We start from the raw sequence: 15,997 nt of genomic DNA, 5'->3' as shown, positions 1-15,997 counted from the left end.
GCCCCACACCTCCTTCATCGTGTGTCATGGATAACAGACTAAGTGATAATGAAAAGCTTACCAATCCCATTTGAATCAAACGCCTCTTTTTGCTACCGCTTCGCCCGTTACCATGTCTTGCCCGAACTGGCTCAAGAACCCGAAGCACTTACCGGAGAACCGTTCAAACTCAACCTTGTTATCAATCGAGTTCTTAATCGTTACCTAGCCGATGAACAAATGGGAATGCTTTATCCAGCGCGCGACACAGAGGGAAAAATGCATCAAGTGGGCACTGCTCTTCGCTTCTTCACATCGTTGAGGGCCAAGCGTGGACCAGAATCCCCTTTTGTATGGCTCGGCAAGTCCGGCATGTACCGTCTCAAATCGGATTCAGAGATTACGTTAGAGGCGGTAGAAGATGAAGATGATGCAGTGGAGGAGCAGCCCGACATTGAGTTCGATGGGTGGATATATGCTTTCACTTTCCCCGCCATCAAAAAACTCAATAGCGCCTTCCCCATAAAGATTGGACTCACCACCGCGTCCAATGTTGAGACTCGAGTGTTCGGTCAATGTAAAGGGGCTGGATTTTTCGAGATGCCTGAGATATTGGCACGCTGGCAGGTAAAACGAGTTTCTCAAGTTGAAGATGCAATTCATGCCGTGCTAAAGGCCAGAGGGCGATGGAAGGAAGATGCTCCTGGTCACGAATGGTTCATTACCACGGCAGACGAAATTTCCTCAATCATGAACTTTATTAACTCTTGATAGGATATGCACTTTTCACCATTATGCAGATAATGGTGAAAACCAAGCCGACGGCTCAGACAGTAACACGACAGTGAAGAGCACCCAATTCCGCACCTCCAGACAACGGAGCGATTCCCAGCTGATTCTATTGATAACGGGAACGAAGAAAACGATTTATATTGGTTCTTCCCCCCCCAGTCAAACTGCTCCCCCAAACACGGCCCGCTCCAGCACTTCATGCTGTAGCCCCCAGTCTGGCATGTGCCGCGCCACCAAGGCCCAGAACGCCTTCGTGTGATTCTTCTCCACGGTATGGCAGAGTTCGTGCAGTATCACGTAGTCCTGAACGCTCGTGGGTAACTCCATCACACGTGGGTGAAACTCCAATACGTTCTGTGCATTGCAACTAGCCCAGCGGCTCTGGAAGTGGCGGACACGAGCAGCCCGCGCCTTCAGTTCAGTCTGCCGTTCCCAATGGCGTACCCGCACCAGCAGCTTTTCATGTGCGCGGTCGCGGTAGAAAGATTCCAGCACGGGCTCTAGGGCAGCAGGCTGAATACTAATGCCGCACGGGTTCTCGACAATGAAGCGAGACGCAGTAAAGGTCAGGCGTGGCTTGATAAGGCCCGACACGTGGCGCACCTCGGTGAAGTAGGTGCGACCACAATAGCGCAGACGGCTCCCCGTCACTATGTCTTCATTGGCCTGCGTCAGGTTCACCGTGGCCAGTTTGTCCCGAATCCAGCGTGCGCGACGACGCACGAGGGCTTCCTGTTCCAGCTCTCCCACCACTGGCCCACGTAACAGCACCGGACGTCCTCGCTCCACGGTCACATAGTGCCGTTTCAAATTGGCCTCCGGCTGGAATCGCCAGTCGATGGTGGTTAGACCGTACTGCAAGCGAGGCATAGTCAGTTCTTAAGGAGAATGTCCAAGATTCGGGCGGCGTGGTCTCTGGCAACCGAGCGCTCCCAGCCCGCCAACGGCATCAGCAACTTCCGTAGCAGGTCGCGAATTTCCGGGTGCAGGTCATGCATCTGTTTCCAATTACCCGCTGCCATCGCGCTACTCAGGCTGATATTTTCGAAGAGTTTAGTCGTTGCCACTCTGGCGGTTTCCTCCGACAGCAATGCGGCCAAGTAGTGATACACCGCCGAGTGTGCCGGGTGGTCGAAGCCTGTGTTGTCCTTGTCCTTGATACGCTGACCGAACAGGTCGAGTTGTTCCAAAAATTGGGCCTGACTGATACGGCCAGCAGCTTCTTCCGCCAGCAGCTTCTCCAGTTCCTCAGCCAGCTTGTCAAAGAAGGCAGGGTCTTTGTCTCTACCAGTGACAATAGTGTGCTTCAACTGGTTCTTCATGACCAGCGCCTGGCTGCCGAGACTGGCCAGTTTCTTCAACCGGGCCATGTCGCTGGCATCCAAAATAGACACTTCTTTGCCCAGTAGACTTTTGGCAGGGCTGGCGGCGATGTACTCGTCCAGTAACTGCTGCAACAGCACCGATTCCAGCTTGGTGATGCGCTCCAGGTAGGTGTTGCCGGGCAGCTTATCACGCAGCATCAGACGGATTTCTGCAAACAGTGTGAAGTAGGGCTTGAAGGGCACGCCGCGCACATCGGGAAGGATGATGTCTATGCTGCGGTTGAACTGCTTGGCCAATTCCAAGAAGTCCTCCACCGCATCCAGCCTGCTGGTAGGGTCAAGGAAGCGCTCGGCGTCGTCCTTGTAATCCTCACGTTGCCTGACCGGGTCGTGCTTCTTCGGCAGCAGCTTGAGGATGCGGTCGAGTGTTGCTTGCAGCTTTGGCAGTTCACTTTCGACGCCTTCCCAGATTTGCGCTGCTTGCACCTCGCCTCCGTAAATCTTAAGGGCGTGGTCGAGGTGCTCCACCACGCCGTGGTAATCGACAATGTAGCCAGCATTCTTACCAGCCATAGTGCGATTGACCCGCGCAATCGCCTGCAACAGCGTGTGTTCCTTCAACGGCTTGTCAAGGTACATGGTGCCGACAATCGGCGCGTCCCAGCCCGTCAACAACATATCGGACACGATGATGAGGCCGACGTTGTTTGCATGCGGCTGACCATCCCGCCCCTTTCCTTCTTCACCATACGGTAGCGGGAACAGCTTGCTGACGAAGTTCGCAACCTGCTCTGCTGGTAGTGCGACCGGCTGTTTGCCAGCCTTAAGTTCGCTCTTGATGCGTTCTTCGATGGTCTGAATCTGCTCAGGGCCAAGATTGTATTCGGCAGCCTCCTCCTGCACCGATAAGCCTGTGCGCGATGCGGTCACGCTGGCGAGCGAGATGACTACCCGGCTCTCGAAGGTTGGCAGTCCGCTGGCCTTGCGCTCCTTCATCAAGTCATCGAGCAAGTCCTTGTAGCGCACAGCCATATCACGACCATCGCACACCAGCATGGCCTTCAGACCTTTGGCCTGCACGTTGGCGACGAAGTGCTCTACCAGGTGCGTCGCCACCTGTTCCATACGGTCGCCTGCCTGCCGCCATCTGGCCAGTAGTTCCTTCTTCAGTGCCTGTTGTCTGGCTTCACTCTCTTCGGAGAACTGGTCTTTGAAGGCCTGGTCGAGCTTGGCGTTGGGAGCCAGCGCCACCCAAGCGTCTTGGTATTTGATGGGGAGAGTCGCACCGTCAGCAACCGCTTCATGCAGCCGGTACTCGTCGATGTAAGCGTCGCCGCCAAATTCCGCCAATGTGTGCTTGTCGTCGTTCAGCAGCGGTGTCCCGGTGAAGGCGATGAATTTGGCGTGAGGCAGGCTGGCACGCATGAAGGCGGCAAGGAAGTCATATTGACTGCGGTGCGCCTCATCGACCAACACGTAGAAGTTGGGTTTGGCGCTCAGTACCCGGAAGTTGACCTTCTCCCGGCTGACTTCTTCCCACTTTGCATCGAGTATCACGCCATCGGCATCACACTGGCTAAAGTGAAGATTGCGCTCTGCCACCATGAAGAAGTCCTTCCCCTCACGTACCCGCCTATGCCGAGTCGCCTGCAAAGTGTCGTCTTCTTCATCTGCTGTGGGAGGGAGAGCATCACCTGGTTGTTCGCTCTCTTGGAACTTCTGGACGGTGCTGGTGAATACACTACCATAATCGTTACCAAGCAATTTGACCAGTCCATCGACCGACACCGCCTGAATGGCGTTTATACCCACTGCGTGGAAGGTGTCAAAGATTTGTTTATCGAGGTCTTTACGGTCGGTGAGCACCAGCACGGTTGGGTTATTCAGACCAGTGCTGTCAGCCCTCAGCATTCGTGCCAGCAGCGCCATGGTCAGCGACTTGCCGCTGCCTTGCGTGTGCCACACCACACCACCCATGGGCTTGGGTGCCGTAAGTCGAGAGATGGTCTTACGCACTGCTCGCCACTGCTGATAACGAGGCAGCTTCTTCACCGTCTTACCGTCTCGGGTTTCAAACAGCACGAAGTGAGTAATCAGTTCGAGAAAGCGTGTCGGCTCGAACAGTGCCCACAGCAACTGGTCTTGCTCGCGTGGGTCGGAACCCAGCACGCTGACCATCGCCTCCAGTTCAGCTTCCTGCAACCTGTATCTCGCATAGAAGGCGGGCTTAGTGAGGATGGCACCATACAGGCCCTGCCGTCGGTTGAGGCCCACACAGACTTGGTTGAATACGAACTGCGCTGGGAAGCTGGCTTGGTAACCGTCCAGTTGTGCAAGTGCCTCATCCAGCCGGTGATGGCTAGCCTTACATTCGATGATGGCCAGCGGCAGACCGTTGATGAATAACAGCAGGTCGGGGCGGAACACATCGCCGTCGGCGTTCTTGCCAACGTACTGGTCAACCACATGAAAGTCATTGTTGGTTACCGACGTCGAGTCGAAGAAACGCACGCTGCGCAGCTTGCCGTCGGCATCCTTCACTTGGATGTCGGAGCGGTGCACAGCCTGCGCCCAGAACCTTCTGTTCGCGGGAAGAAGGTCGTCGTTCACCCTTCTGCGTAGCTCAAGGAGAGCAGCATTGACGCCGCCGGGAGCAGCTCGCAGCCATGGGTTCAGAGCCAGAAGTCTAGGTCGGAGAACGGTTTCGAGTACCGGTGCGAGATGTCGTTGTTCAACCTCAACCTTGGTGCCCGGCAGATTTGTGTAGCCCAATCTAACCAGCGATTCAATCGCCGGAAGTTCGACCCCTGCTTTTTCTGCAACCCCCATGAATTCGTCCTCTCTGCACGTTCTCTTGATTTTATTAGTCAAGCAGCAATGGCAATATCGTGGTGCGAATCCAGTGCCACTCGCCACTCACCAGTCAGTAGTTTCTGCATCAGGCCACGCTTGAGTTTCTGGTAGTGTGCTTGCTGGTTAAGCAAGTTCCTTACCTTGGAAGTGACCTCAGACAAAATCTCGGCAATATGCTCTTGCTCGCCCAATGGAATCAATGGCATCGGAATACGAAGGAATGCTGGCTTTGCGATATTTTTCATACTTCCACTAGTTCCCGTGGCAGCCCTGCTGATTTCCTCGCGGACGAATGGACTTTGAAGGTAGAATCCTAGCCACTTGACGGAATGCGGCTTATCGGACGGCTCGGATTGCCAGAGCTTATCGGGAAGGAACAGCTCAGGGTGAGCAGTCTCGACAAACGCCGATTCCCCTACCAATGCTGGAGTGTTAGCACGACTAATAATGATGCGCCCGCCAAGAACAGGTTCTGCTACCCGGCTCACTTCTTTGGGCGGAACAGCTTTGTGATTACGAGGGATGAAATTCCCCCGCGATACAGCGCTAACTTTTAAAACCCCAATTTCATCTGCGTTACACTCTCTGTCTTCCGCGTTGACACTAACTCCAGACCGCAGCGCAGAAATATAATCGGCAACATTGCCGACCTTCCACCCCATAGGAATTGTTCCCAGTTCGCTTTCCTTGAACTCGGTGTGCTGCACCCAGCGACCAGCAGCGTCTTGCGTGCCAACGCCCCGCCTGAATAGAGTTTGCATCAGGCTCCGCTTCAGGGCTTGAGTAGCTTCAATTTGGCGGGCAATTACGCTCAGTTTGTCGTTCACTGTCGTGATGATGGCAGCGATTCTCTTTTGCTCCAAGAGTGGCGGGACCGGTACCTTGATTTGAGAGAATTGCGACCATCGAAGGCTCCCGCGTCTATCAACGGAACCATTCATTGCAGCAACATACTGTCGTCGATACACTTCGGTTTTTAGCAGGAGATAAATGTAAGTCGGGTCAACCTTATCGTTGAGGGAAAAGACTGTGTAGATGGGGCTAACAATCCCGGCGTCACAAATAGACTGAAGGCCGATTGAGCCTTCCTCGATATGGTTAGACGGATAGGCAATCCAGTTACGCTTCACTACTTTGTAATTGCTTGTGTCCTCACTGAATACTTTCTTTTTAAAGTAGTCAAGTGAGCGAACAAATCCAACGTGCTTGGAACAAAGAATTACAGGAAGAGATGAATTTTCGCCATTACGCAAGATTGACTCTTGAGCAATTTCACTCATAGATAAGAAACTCCATTCGGATGGTATCCACCCAATCGTCGTTTCCTTGTAACCCTTCTTGCTCACAACGCTCATACCTCTGCCTCCAGCAGCCCTAACTCCACCAGATAGCTGTTAAGTCGCGCGTCAATTTGTGCTTCTTCCTCGGCCAGCGCCGCCAGTTGCGTCAAGGTACCATTCACATCGACAATTTCTTCCATCTCGCCATTGTCGATGTAGCGTGCAATGTTGAGGTTGCCGTCTTTACTGCGGATTTCGCCCAACGAAACCACACGGCAGTAGTTGTCCACCTCGGTCTGCCTCTCGTACGCCGCCTTGTGCGTGCTGACAATGTGAGTAATGTCTTCGGTGCGCAGGCTGTTTTGCACCTTGCCTTCAAGGTATTCGCGGCTGGCGTCAATGATGATTACCTTACCCTTGAGGGCTGTCGGCTTCTGTTTATTCAGAATTAGTACGCAGGCTGGAATGCCCGTGTTATAGAACAGCGCCGACGGCAGCCCGACGATGGCTTCAATTAGGTCGCCAGGCTGGTTGCCACAGGAGGCGTCGGTACCGAACAGCAGTCCCTCACGAATTTTCCCTTCTTCACCACTACGAAACAACACCCCATGCGGCAGGATGATGCCCATGCGTCCGTCAGCCTTTAAGCTAGCTAGCATGTGCTGGGCGAAGGCGAGGTCGGCATACCCACGTGGTGGGATGCCATAGAGAAAGCGACCATATGGGTCGTTGACCTGCTTGTAGTTGGGGGCCTTGGCCTTCTTGTCGCCTTCTTGCTCCGCTTCGTTGGCTAGTTCCAACGGTGACCACCATGACTTGGCGGAGAACGGCGGATTGGCAATCACTCGGTCAAAGGTCTTCAGGTAATCGCCATCAAGGTGCTTGGGTTCGACCAGCGTGTCGCCCCGTTCAATTTCGGCCCGCATGTTGTGCAGGTAGAGATTCAGTTTGGCGATGGCCCAAGTGCCGAGGTTCTTTTCCTGACCAAACAGCAGTACATTCGGCTTACCCATGATAGTGCCGTCCGGCAGGTTTGCGATGTGGTGCGCACTCTCCACCAGCATGCCCCCGCTGCCACAGGTCGGGTCATACACGGCATGCCCCGGTCGCGGGTCAATTAGTTCCACGACCAGTTGCACGACCGCCTTGGGCGTGTAGAACTCGCCGCCCTTCTTGCCAGCGTCGTCGGCGAACTGCTTGATGAGGTACTCGTAAGCGTCACCCAGCATGTCGGCTTTGTACAGGTCGGCATTACCCAGCCTGTACTGGTTAAAGTGTCGCAGCAGGCGCTGCAAGGTGGCGTCCGACAGCACGCGCTTATCGCCGTACTGGGTGGCGGTGAGCACATGTTGCAGTTCAGGGTTGTTTGCCTCGATGGTGGCGAAGGCTTTGTCCAGCGCCTCACCGATGTTCTCTGTACGGGCAATCAGGTCAGGCCAGCGGGCGCTCAGTGGGAAGTGCCCCCACTTGTCTACGACCTCTTCCTCTGCTTCCTTGCCGCTCAGGCCGTCGTGCTGCATCAACTGGGTGACCCGCTCGTCGAATACGTCGTTGAAGCGCTTCAGGAACAACAGGCCGAAGATGTAGTTCTTGAAATCCGATGAGTCGATGGAACCGCGCAGGATATTTGCGGATTCCCACAGCCATGATTCGAGCGCTTCGAGAGTAAGTTTAGTTGCCATTTCCACAATCTCTAAAAGACGGTTGGCGGTACCAGTTTATCGGTTTCGCCTAGAATGAAAAAAGCCGGAATACCGGCCTTGAAGTTGGGTCTAATTGTACACTAGCAACAGCGGTGAGAACGAAGGCCATCGCCTTTGTTGGCATGCGTTAGAGCCCTGCCTCCAAGTCATGAGTGCAGCGGTGTTGGTGTCACCAGATACAACCTTGGGTCGTGGTTTCCACAGCTTGACGACGCGATGCAGTGCACTCGACGACGACAATATGGCTAATACTCCTCCCCAGCGAAAGGACACGTTCTATCTCAGAAACGGATACGACAGCGTTTAAGTGGGAATGGATTTTCACCATCATGAGAATAATGGTGAATTTTCAATTCTGGCCAAAAAACCCTTACTTCGCGACGCAAGTCGGGACTTTGCGCCCCTCTCCGACATCGACACAGCAGCTGTGGCCCACGCCGGTGGATTCCACACTGGAAAATGCTTTCCTTACCCCTTGACAATAGAATTTCCATACGGCATTATTCAGGAATCAGCTACACGCTGACCACATCACATAGCCAGGCTTGCCCTGAGCACCTACTTTTAAAAACAGCAGCCAAGTTGCGCCCGCTGTATTCGATTCCCAATTTGCTTTTTCGCTCTTTAACAATTTGATGCTTTACCGACGGCGTAGCGCCAAAACAGGCGCTTAACTATCGCAATCTGGCGGCGTGCCCGCCAGGAAAAAACACGCCCTGCGAACGAGCGCGGGCACAACAAATTACTACATTCATCTAAGGAATCAATATGCCAACAATCACCCCTTACACCCCAAAACTGCGTGCCCTGACTCCACTGGTCCGAGGCATGGGTTTCGACGAAACGAAGAAAAAATTCATCAAATTCAAAGGCGAATATCAGCACTGGGAGGTGCTCGACGCGCTGAGCGCAGCCGCCGAGGCAGGTTGCATTGATAGCGACACATGGGTCAAAACTGTGTTCTCCTCCAAAAAAGCATTCCACGAATTCTTGGAAAATCTTGAGACGAGCGACATGGAACGATTCCACGACCGATGGGCTCTGGCCCTGGGGGAGATTACAGGATGCATGGATGACGGGTACTGCGTCACTGGCGCAGAGGCAGCGTCAACGTTCCTGGACCACGCCCAGGAAACAGGCCAAGCTTAAATTCAGCGAAGGAACGATTGCGATTTCAGCGCTGAAATGTCGCCGTTCCCACTCGAAGCGTCCACTCTGTGACAGCAGCTGAGTTGCAATGCGTGCACCTCTTCGTCGAAAAATTAGCTGTATCATGCGACGCTACGTATCGCTCCAAATGAACAAAGAGCTCCCCTTTGCAGAACCACCTACTTCAAGCGCCGTACAATTTCAGCGCTGAAATCCCCAACTAGAACCAACGCGTGACCGCCTTACGCTGGTCCTCACCTTGACCAGACCGCGTAGACGGTGCTCACTTGCCGTGCTCGTCAGCGCATCCAGTACGGGCCAGCACCATTACCCCACGCATTTTAATTCCTCTGCATCCGCTGTTCTAGCCGATGCAATTGGCCCCCCACTTAACTAAAAATTTAGAACAAACAAAGGAACAATATGAACGTGAATCACATCAAACTGAGTATGTCCCGCAACTCCTCTCGCGCTCTTGTAGCGAGCCTGTACAACGACGACGAAGAGATATTCGCCACCTCTAGCGGTTACCAATTGGGCTGCGCGTTGCATGCTTTGGAGGTTTCTCCAATCCTGTCTCAAGGACACTCGTTCAACCTAGGGCTAGATGAACAGGGAACGTTTCTCGGGCACAGTGTCGGATATGCACCAGACGAGCGAGTATTCCTCGGCGGCGTCGGCAGCGCACTGGTCTTATTAGGACACTTTGAAGACGGCGAAAACGACCCGCAGTTCCATTTCGTCCGCAGCCTGTTGCCCCCTGTACTGCTCTCGCCATCGAAAACCTCTTCACCTGCGTGCTCATACGAGGCAGCGAAGCACTTTGCAAAGACCATCTACTTCCCTGCTATTTGATTGAAACAGCATGGTGTGAGGGTCGCAAACAGCGGCTGCGTTTCTCGCTTACTGCGGGTGCTCGCACTGCAAGTCATAGACGGTCTGAGATAGAGCTGCGGCTAGGAGAGAACACCATCAAAGCTAAGCACAATTTCAGCGCTGAAATTGCCTCCGTCCTAAAAGCAAACTCAGAGCAAAGCGCAAATGTAGCAGTCGATGCCATGAAAAATAGCGCACATGGCGAGCGGCTGGCACTGTCGACCTTAATGACTCGAGCTTTGCGGCAGCGATTTTCAGCCCCGGCGATTCATCAGCCAAGAACACCTTCAACCGCTCTTTACTCGGGATTGAGTCCCACCTCACTCGACTTAGTCGACCAGACACTGGGACACAAAACCCAGGACATTTCAGCGCTGAAATCCGAGCATGCAGTTCACTTCCTCGCTTACAACGGAAATGGATGCGTCCGCTGTTCCAGGATTGCACCAGTAGACACCACGTCACACCGACACACGTACACCGCCAGATATGCCCGGAGCCCGCGTTTGCGTGCTCCGTACGATTTCAGCGCTGAAATGACGATTGTAAATTGGCCTTAGCTTGGGATGACGGTGCTGCAATGTGCCTCAGAACGTCTTACTCAACTCCACCCGGGCAACTCAACTGGGGGGGGGAATTTCAGCGCTGAAATCGAACAAACCGTTTGGAATTTCAGCCTGTGCCCTCCCACCCGAACGAGTGACCATTACTGATAACGCTCTAACCATTCAACATGCACACTCGAAGGAATTCAATGAAATTAGAGTACGAAATTTTATGGCACCTAGTGTTTGGCCATGACTACGGCGACCGCCTCCAATGCCTCACGCTCGAGGCTCCATTCCTATCTGAGGAGACTTTCTCCATAGAGGTTTGGCGAGAAGTCAATGAAAGCCTCGCCGACAGGCAAGAAAGGGCGGCTGCATATAGCGCGCTCTCGGACTACGAAACGCTCACAAGCCTATACAAACACTACGTGCAAACCAGACCACAACTTAATGGAGCTTGCATTGCAGTCGGTGCCGCTGGTCCAATCTGGGCCTTCCACCCGATAGAACCTCAAGAAGAAAATTATTGGTTTGGTTGGCCCGACCGCATGAAGGACGGCAGCTTCGAGAGAGTAGAAATTTTGCCTTGCACCGATAGGGTTCTAGACGAAGTACTTCGCAGGGGCCCCGGCGCCGACAGCTCTATCATCCGCGTGAAGGAATCCCCGTTTGACCGCTTCTACCATGCGGACGAACTAAGGCCGACTCACAGCTATCAAAGATTTCAGCGCTGAAATCGTCTGCGGCTTTCAGGTCACGCTACGTGCCTCGACACACCGTCGCGACCCTATGAATTTCAGCGCTGAACTCTAGCGCTAACAAACTAGCCCTCGGGCTATCTCACATTCATCCACGTTCAGAAAGGAACCCCAATGCGAACCAAACCTACAATCCACTTCAGCGAACAACATGACCCAAAACATCACGCCGTTTAAACCATTGAGCAAACAGGACGTCGCAGAAGCCATCGGCTGCTCCGTTCGACAAGTCGAAATTTTCGTTAGCTTAGGTGAGTTGCCAAGGCCGGTAAGTATCGGCCGACGAGTACTGTGGCACCCAGAAATCTTTTACAAGTGGCTTGACGCCACCCTCCGCGCGGCGTCGCCCGAGGACGCGGAGCTAGCACTGAAAAAAACTTCTCTTCCTGAGACGGCTTTCGGCGCGAACCCAGGTCGACGCACGACGAACTCGACAGGCGCCTCACTCGTACGCATGCGAGCCAAAGCAGCTGCGCTAGCGCGCATCTAGTCCCTAGTGACATATAGGCAGTCTCCGCCTCTGGCACGTTTACCGAGCCATGTGGTTGCGGACCGGCGCTAGCGTAACTCCCCCATTTCCAAAGGCTACTCTGCCGTTTAAGTGGCCTAGCTACACTCATTTCAACATCAGAGTTCATTTCAGAACTCGACCTCAAATTTAAAGGAAAACACATGATTAAAACTGACATTGCGCTCGGCTGGAAGGCCTCCAAGGACTACATGCTTCAATCGTTCGATGGAGACGAGCGGCTGCCACATCTGGTCGTGGAGCTCTTCGACGAGAAAGCGTCAAGACAGGGCTCGACCGCAGAACTCAGCATGCACACTTCAACCGCACGTGTAGATATTGAGGAACTCAATCTCTACGACGAAGAGGTTGACCTCTGCGATAAGCTGCTCGGCTGGCTAGACGAGGCCTATGAAGAGGCAGGCAAGCGCTGGGTAAATGGCGACGTGTAGCAACTCGCAGAGGTCAGCAAGATAGACCATCGCGCGCACTGAACATGCATAGACGAGCCGCCCCAATGGGGCGGCTTTTTCGTTTGTAATCCGTCTTCGCCTTCGTTAAAATGAATACCAATGCATACCAAAGAGCCCTTGGTTGCGGCTTCGCGCAATTATGCGCAAGAAAGCGAAGCGGTCATCAAGTCATTGTTTTTACAAAGCTTTGGTAGGTACAGGAATCACGATTTGCAGTCGGGGTGTGGCTCAGCCTGGTAGAGCGCTACGTTCGGGACGCAGAGGCCGGAGGTTCGAATCCTCTCACCCCGACCAATCCCATTCCCGCGAAAACGGAGCCGCTTATGCGCTGGCGGCACCCCGTAAATAGCGTTGCAGCTCGGCGGCGCCAGCCGACATTTGCGCGCCGCCGCGCGAGGTGATGCCGATCGGCCGGCCCAGGTCGTGCTCCAGCGCGGCGACCGAGCGGGCCACCGCCGACGACGCGCGGAACAGCAGCTCGGCCGAGCGCCGCACCCCTCCGCTGGCCGCGACGGAAGCAAACACATGCAAGTGATGCAGACTGACGGGGGGCGCGTCGGCGGCGCTCTCCATGGGTCATCCCTGTGATAGGTCGATAAGAATATTAGAACAGCATCCACAGTACATAGCAACCCGCCCCCGGACGCTTGTGGCGATACTGGCAGCACCGACACCAGCCAAGGACTTGTTCATGACCTCCCTTTCCGACCAGCGCGCGATACCCTGCATGCTGATGCGCGGCGGCACCTCGCGCGGCCCGTTTTTCCTCGAATCGGACCTGCCGGGCGACCTCGCGGCGCGCGACCAGATATTGCTGGCGGCGCTGGGTTCCCCCGACCGGCGCCAGATCGACGGCCTGGGCGGCGCCCACCCGTTGACCAGCAAGGCCGGCATCGTGCGGCCCAGCACCACGCCCGGCGTCGACCTCGACTTCCTGTTCGCCCAGCTGCAACCGGAGTCCGACGGCGTCGACACCACGCCCAACTGCGGCAACATGCTGGCGGCGGTGTTGCCGTTCGCGCTGGAGCGCGGATTGTTGCGGCCGCAGGGCGACAGCACCACCGCCCGCATCCTGACCCTGAACACCGGCATGCAGTGCGACGTCACCTTGCCGACCCCGGGCGGCAAGCTGCGATACGGCGGCGATTGCCGCATCGACGGTGTGCCGGGCTCGGCAGCGCCGGTGCGCATCAATTTCCTCGACACCGCGGGTTCGGTCTGCCCCGCGCTGCTGCCCACCGGCAACGTGCTCGACAGGATCGACGTCGCCCCCGACGGCGCCCCGCCCTTTACCATCGACGCCACGCTGATCGACAACGGCATGCCGATGGTGCTGGTGCGGGCCGCCGACCTGGGCCGCACCGGCGCCGAAAGCGTGGCCGAACTGAACGCCGACGGCGCGCTGAAGGCGGCACTCGAAGCGCTGCGGCTGGCGGTCGGACCGATGATGGGCCTGGGCGACGTGCGCGCCAAGAATTATCCAAAGATGTGCCTGCTCTCGCCGGCACGCGATGGTGGCGGCATCGCCACCCGCTGCTTCATCCCCCATGTCTGCCATGAATCGATCGGCGTGCTGGCCGCGGTCACGGTCGCCACCGCCTGCGTGCTCGACGGCAGCGTCGCCGGCGCCATGGCCACCCCGCTGCGCGGCGACGTCAAGACCGTGTCCGTGGAACACCCGTCTGGCGAATTCAGCGTAGAACTGGGACTCGATCCCGCCAACCCGCAACGCGTCACCCGCGCCGCCCTGCTGCGCACCGCGCGCCTGATCATGCGCGGCGAAGTGATGCTTCCCGCCAGCAAGGAATAAACATGCCCACACCACAACGCGATCCGCTCAACAATCCCCTGATCATCGATTGCCATGGACACTACACGACGGCGCCCAAGGCGCTGGAGGACTGGCGCAAGCGCCAGATCGACAACCTCAACACGCCGCACCTGGGACCGAAGGCCTCCGAGCTGAAAATCAGCGACGACGAACTGCGCGAATCGATCGAATCGAACCAGCTGCGGCTGATGCGACAGCGCGGTTCCGACCTCACCATCTTCTCGCCGCGCGCCAGCTTCATGGCGCACCACATCGGCAACGCCGAGACCAGCGCCACCTGGGCCGCCATCTGCAACGAGCTATGCGCGCGCGTGGCGGCGCTGTTCCCCGAACACTTCATCGGCGCGGCCATGCTGCCGCAATCGCCGGGCGCCGATCCGCGCGGCTGCGTCGCCGAGCTGGAAAAATGCGTCAACGATTACGGCTTCGTCGGCATCAACCTCAATCCCGATCCGTCCGGCGGGCATTGGACCTCGCCGCCACTGTCGGACCGCGCCTGGTACCCGATCTACGAGAAAATGGTCGAGTACGATATCCCCGCGATGATCCACGTCAGCACCAGCTGCAACGCCTGCTTCCACACCACCGGCGCCCACTACCTCAACGCCGACACCACCGCCTTCATGCAGTGCCTGACGAGCGATCTGTTCGCCGATTTCCCGACGCTGAAATTCCTGATCCCGCATGGCGGCGGCGCCGTGCCCTACCACTGGGGACGCTTCCGGGGCCTGGCGCAGGAAATGAAAAAACCGCTGCTGCGCGACCATCTGCTCAACAACATCTTCTTCGACACCTGCGTCTACCACCAGCCCGGCATCGACCTGCTGACCAAGGTGATCCCGGTCGAGAACATCCTGTTCGCGTCCGAAATGATCGGCGCGGTGCGCGGCATCGACCCGGAAACCGGCCACTACTATGACGACACCAAACGCTATATCGAGGCCTCCGACCAGCTCGGCCTTGAACAGCGCTACCAGATCTACGAGGGCAACGCGCGCCGCGTGTTCCCCCGCCTCGATGCCGCCCTCGCGCGGCAAAACAAATAAAAGGACACCACATGGACAACACCGGTTCAAACCACGCCCCCCTGAACCAGCTGGGCATCGTCAAACGCAACATCGTGCGGGCCGATCCGGCCGCCGTGGCCGACCTGTCGAAGTTCGGCGTGGCCACCATCCACGAGGCCATGGGCCGGGTAGGCCTGCTGGCGCCGTACATGCGGCCGATCTATCCGGGCGCCGCGCTGTGCGGGCCGGCGGTGACGGTGCTGCTGCAACCGGGCGACAACTGGATGATGCATGTCGCCGCCGAGCAGTTGCAGCCGGGCGACGTCGTGCTGGCGGCCGTCACCGCCGACAACAGCGATGGCTTTTTCGGCGATTTGCTGGCCACCTCGTTCCGCGCCCGGGGCGCGCTGGGCCTGGTCATCGACGGCGGCGTGCGCGACGTCAAGGACCTGGCCGCGATGCGCTTTCCCGTGTTTTCCAAGGTCGTCAGCGCCAAGGGCACCATCAAGGCGACCTTGGGCTCGGTCAACATTCCCGTGGTCTGCGCCGGCGCGCTGGTTAATCCAGGCGACGTCATCGTCGCCGACGACGACGGCGTGGTGGTGGTGCCGGCGGTGCTGGCGCGGCAGGTGGCCGACGCCGCCGCCGCGCGCGAAGCCAACGAGACCGGCAAGCGCGCGCGCCTGGCCTCCGGCGTGCTCGGACTGGACATGTACAACATGCGCCAACCGCTGGCCGACGCCGGCTTGCGCTACCTCGATTGAGCCGGCGGCACCGCCGGCCCCGCCCAACCGCTATTCAAAACCGTACAAACGGGCGGGATTGTCGACCAGGATCTGGCGTTGCAAGGCCGGATCGCCGGTGAACTCATGGAACAGGTCGACCAGCTCGCCGCCTGTTCGATAGCACGGCGTT

Annotated in this window: 13 protein-coding genes and 1 tRNA gene; 9 read left to right on the top strand and 5 right to left on the bottom strand. The window is 56.7% G+C overall.

Annotated elements, in window-relative coordinates:
* Window positions 1–48: 48 nt before the first annotated feature.
* Window positions 49–750 (top strand): GIY-YIG nuclease family protein, encoded by a 702-nt coding sequence (locus tag AC07P1_RS12135; protein WP_494696059.1) that lies wholly within the window; start codon window positions 49–51, stop codon window positions 748–750.
* Window positions 751–930: 180 nt separating this feature from the next.
* Here the strand turns inward: AC07P1_RS12135 and AC07P1_RS12130 are convergent, their stop codons facing one another.
* The 4 genes from AC07P1_RS12130 to AC07P1_RS12115 are packed head-to-tail and all read right to left on the bottom strand — an operon-like array spanning window position 931 to window position 7,911.
* The gene (locus AC07P1_RS12130) at window positions 931–1,641 is read right to left on the bottom strand and encodes a YgjP family zinc-dependent metalloprotease (RefSeq protein ID WP_494696058.1); all 711 of its coding nucleotides are present in this window, start codon (window positions 1,639–1,641) and stop codon (window positions 931–933) included.
* Between the two features lie 2 nt (window positions 1,642–1,643).
* A complete protein-coding gene (locus AC07P1_RS12125) occupies window positions 1,644–4,925 on the bottom strand; it encodes a type I restriction endonuclease subunit R (protein ID WP_494696057.1) in 3,282 nt (1,093 codons plus the stop codon).
* 38 nt (window positions 4,926–4,963) lie between these two features.
* Window positions 4,964–6,304: a restriction endonuclease subunit S gene (locus AC07P1_RS12120; RefSeq protein ID WP_494696056.1), complete on the bottom strand. Its 1,341-nt coding sequence runs from the start codon at window positions 6,302–6,304 to the stop codon at window positions 4,964–4,966.
* On the bottom strand, window positions 6,301–7,911 hold the full coding sequence (locus AC07P1_RS12115; RefSeq protein ID WP_494696055.1) for a type I restriction-modification system subunit M: 1,611 nt from the start codon (window positions 7,909–7,911) through the stop codon (window positions 6,301–6,303). The genes AC07P1_RS12120 and AC07P1_RS12115 overlap by 4 nt, the downstream gene beginning before the upstream one ends.
* A 789-nt stretch (window positions 7,912–8,700) precedes the next feature.
* Between AC07P1_RS12115 and AC07P1_RS12110 the strand changes: the two genes are divergently transcribed.
* From AC07P1_RS12110 to AC07P1_RS12090, 5 genes are all read left to right on the top strand, one after another.
* Complete coding sequence (locus tag AC07P1_RS12110; protein ID WP_494696054.1) at window positions 8,701–9,081, top strand: hypothetical protein; 381 nt, start codon at window positions 8,701–8,703, stop codon at window positions 9,079–9,081.
* A 423-nt stretch (window positions 9,082–9,504) separates the two neighbouring features.
* Window positions 9,505–9,936 (top strand): hypothetical protein, encoded by a 432-nt coding sequence (locus tag AC07P1_RS12105; protein ID WP_494696053.1) that lies wholly within the window; start codon window positions 9,505–9,507, stop codon window positions 9,934–9,936.
* A 775-nt stretch (window positions 9,937–10,711) separates the two neighbouring features.
* On the top strand, window positions 10,712–11,239 hold the full coding sequence (locus AC07P1_RS12100; protein ID WP_494696052.1) for a hypothetical protein: 528 nt from the start codon (window positions 10,712–10,714) through the stop codon (window positions 11,237–11,239).
* A 696-nt stretch (window positions 11,240–11,935) separates the two neighbouring features.
* Window positions 11,936–12,223 (top strand): hypothetical protein, encoded by a 288-nt coding sequence (locus AC07P1_RS12095; protein WP_494696051.1) that lies wholly within the window; start codon window positions 11,936–11,938, stop codon window positions 12,221–12,223.
* A gap of 238 nt (window positions 12,224–12,461) precedes the next feature.
* Window positions 12,462–12,538 (top strand) — tRNA-Pro (locus tag AC07P1_RS12090).
* A 27-nt stretch (window positions 12,539–12,565) separates the two neighbouring features.
* On the opposite strand, the gene AC07P1_RS12085 is transcribed toward AC07P1_RS12090, so the two are convergent.
* A complete protein-coding gene (locus tag AC07P1_RS12085) occupies window positions 12,566–12,817 on the bottom strand; it encodes a helix-turn-helix domain-containing protein (RefSeq protein WP_494696050.1) in 252 nt (83 codons plus the stop codon).
* A 118-nt stretch (window positions 12,818–12,935) separates the two neighbouring features.
* On the opposite strand from AC07P1_RS12085, the gene AC07P1_RS12080 reads away from it, so the two are divergent.
* From AC07P1_RS12080 to ligK, 3 genes are read left to right on the top strand one after another with little or no spacing between them, the layout of a single operon-like run.
* Entirely contained in the window at window positions 12,936–14,054 is a 1,119-nt protein-coding gene (locus AC07P1_RS12080; RefSeq protein ID WP_494696049.1) for a 4-oxalomesaconate tautomerase, read from the top strand.
* A 38-nt stretch (window positions 14,055–14,092) separates the two neighbouring features.
* Window positions 14,093–15,121, top strand: coding sequence for an amidohydrolase family protein (locus tag AC07P1_RS12075; protein ID WP_494696455.1), 1,029 nt, complete (start codon window positions 14,093–14,095; stop codon window positions 15,119–15,121).
* Between the two features lie 11 nt (window positions 15,122–15,132).
* Window positions 15,133–15,846: a 4-carboxy-4-hydroxy-2-oxoadipate aldolase/oxaloacetate decarboxylase gene (ligK, locus tag AC07P1_RS12070; RefSeq protein WP_494696048.1), complete on the top strand. Its 714-nt coding sequence runs from the start codon at window positions 15,133–15,135 to the stop codon at window positions 15,844–15,846.
* The last annotated feature ends 151 nt before the right edge of the window (window positions 15,847–15,997 follow it).

Source organism: Duganella sp. GW821-FHT07F09 (assembly GCF_059418705.1).
This window is presented reverse-complemented; position numbering and strand designations above follow the sequence as displayed.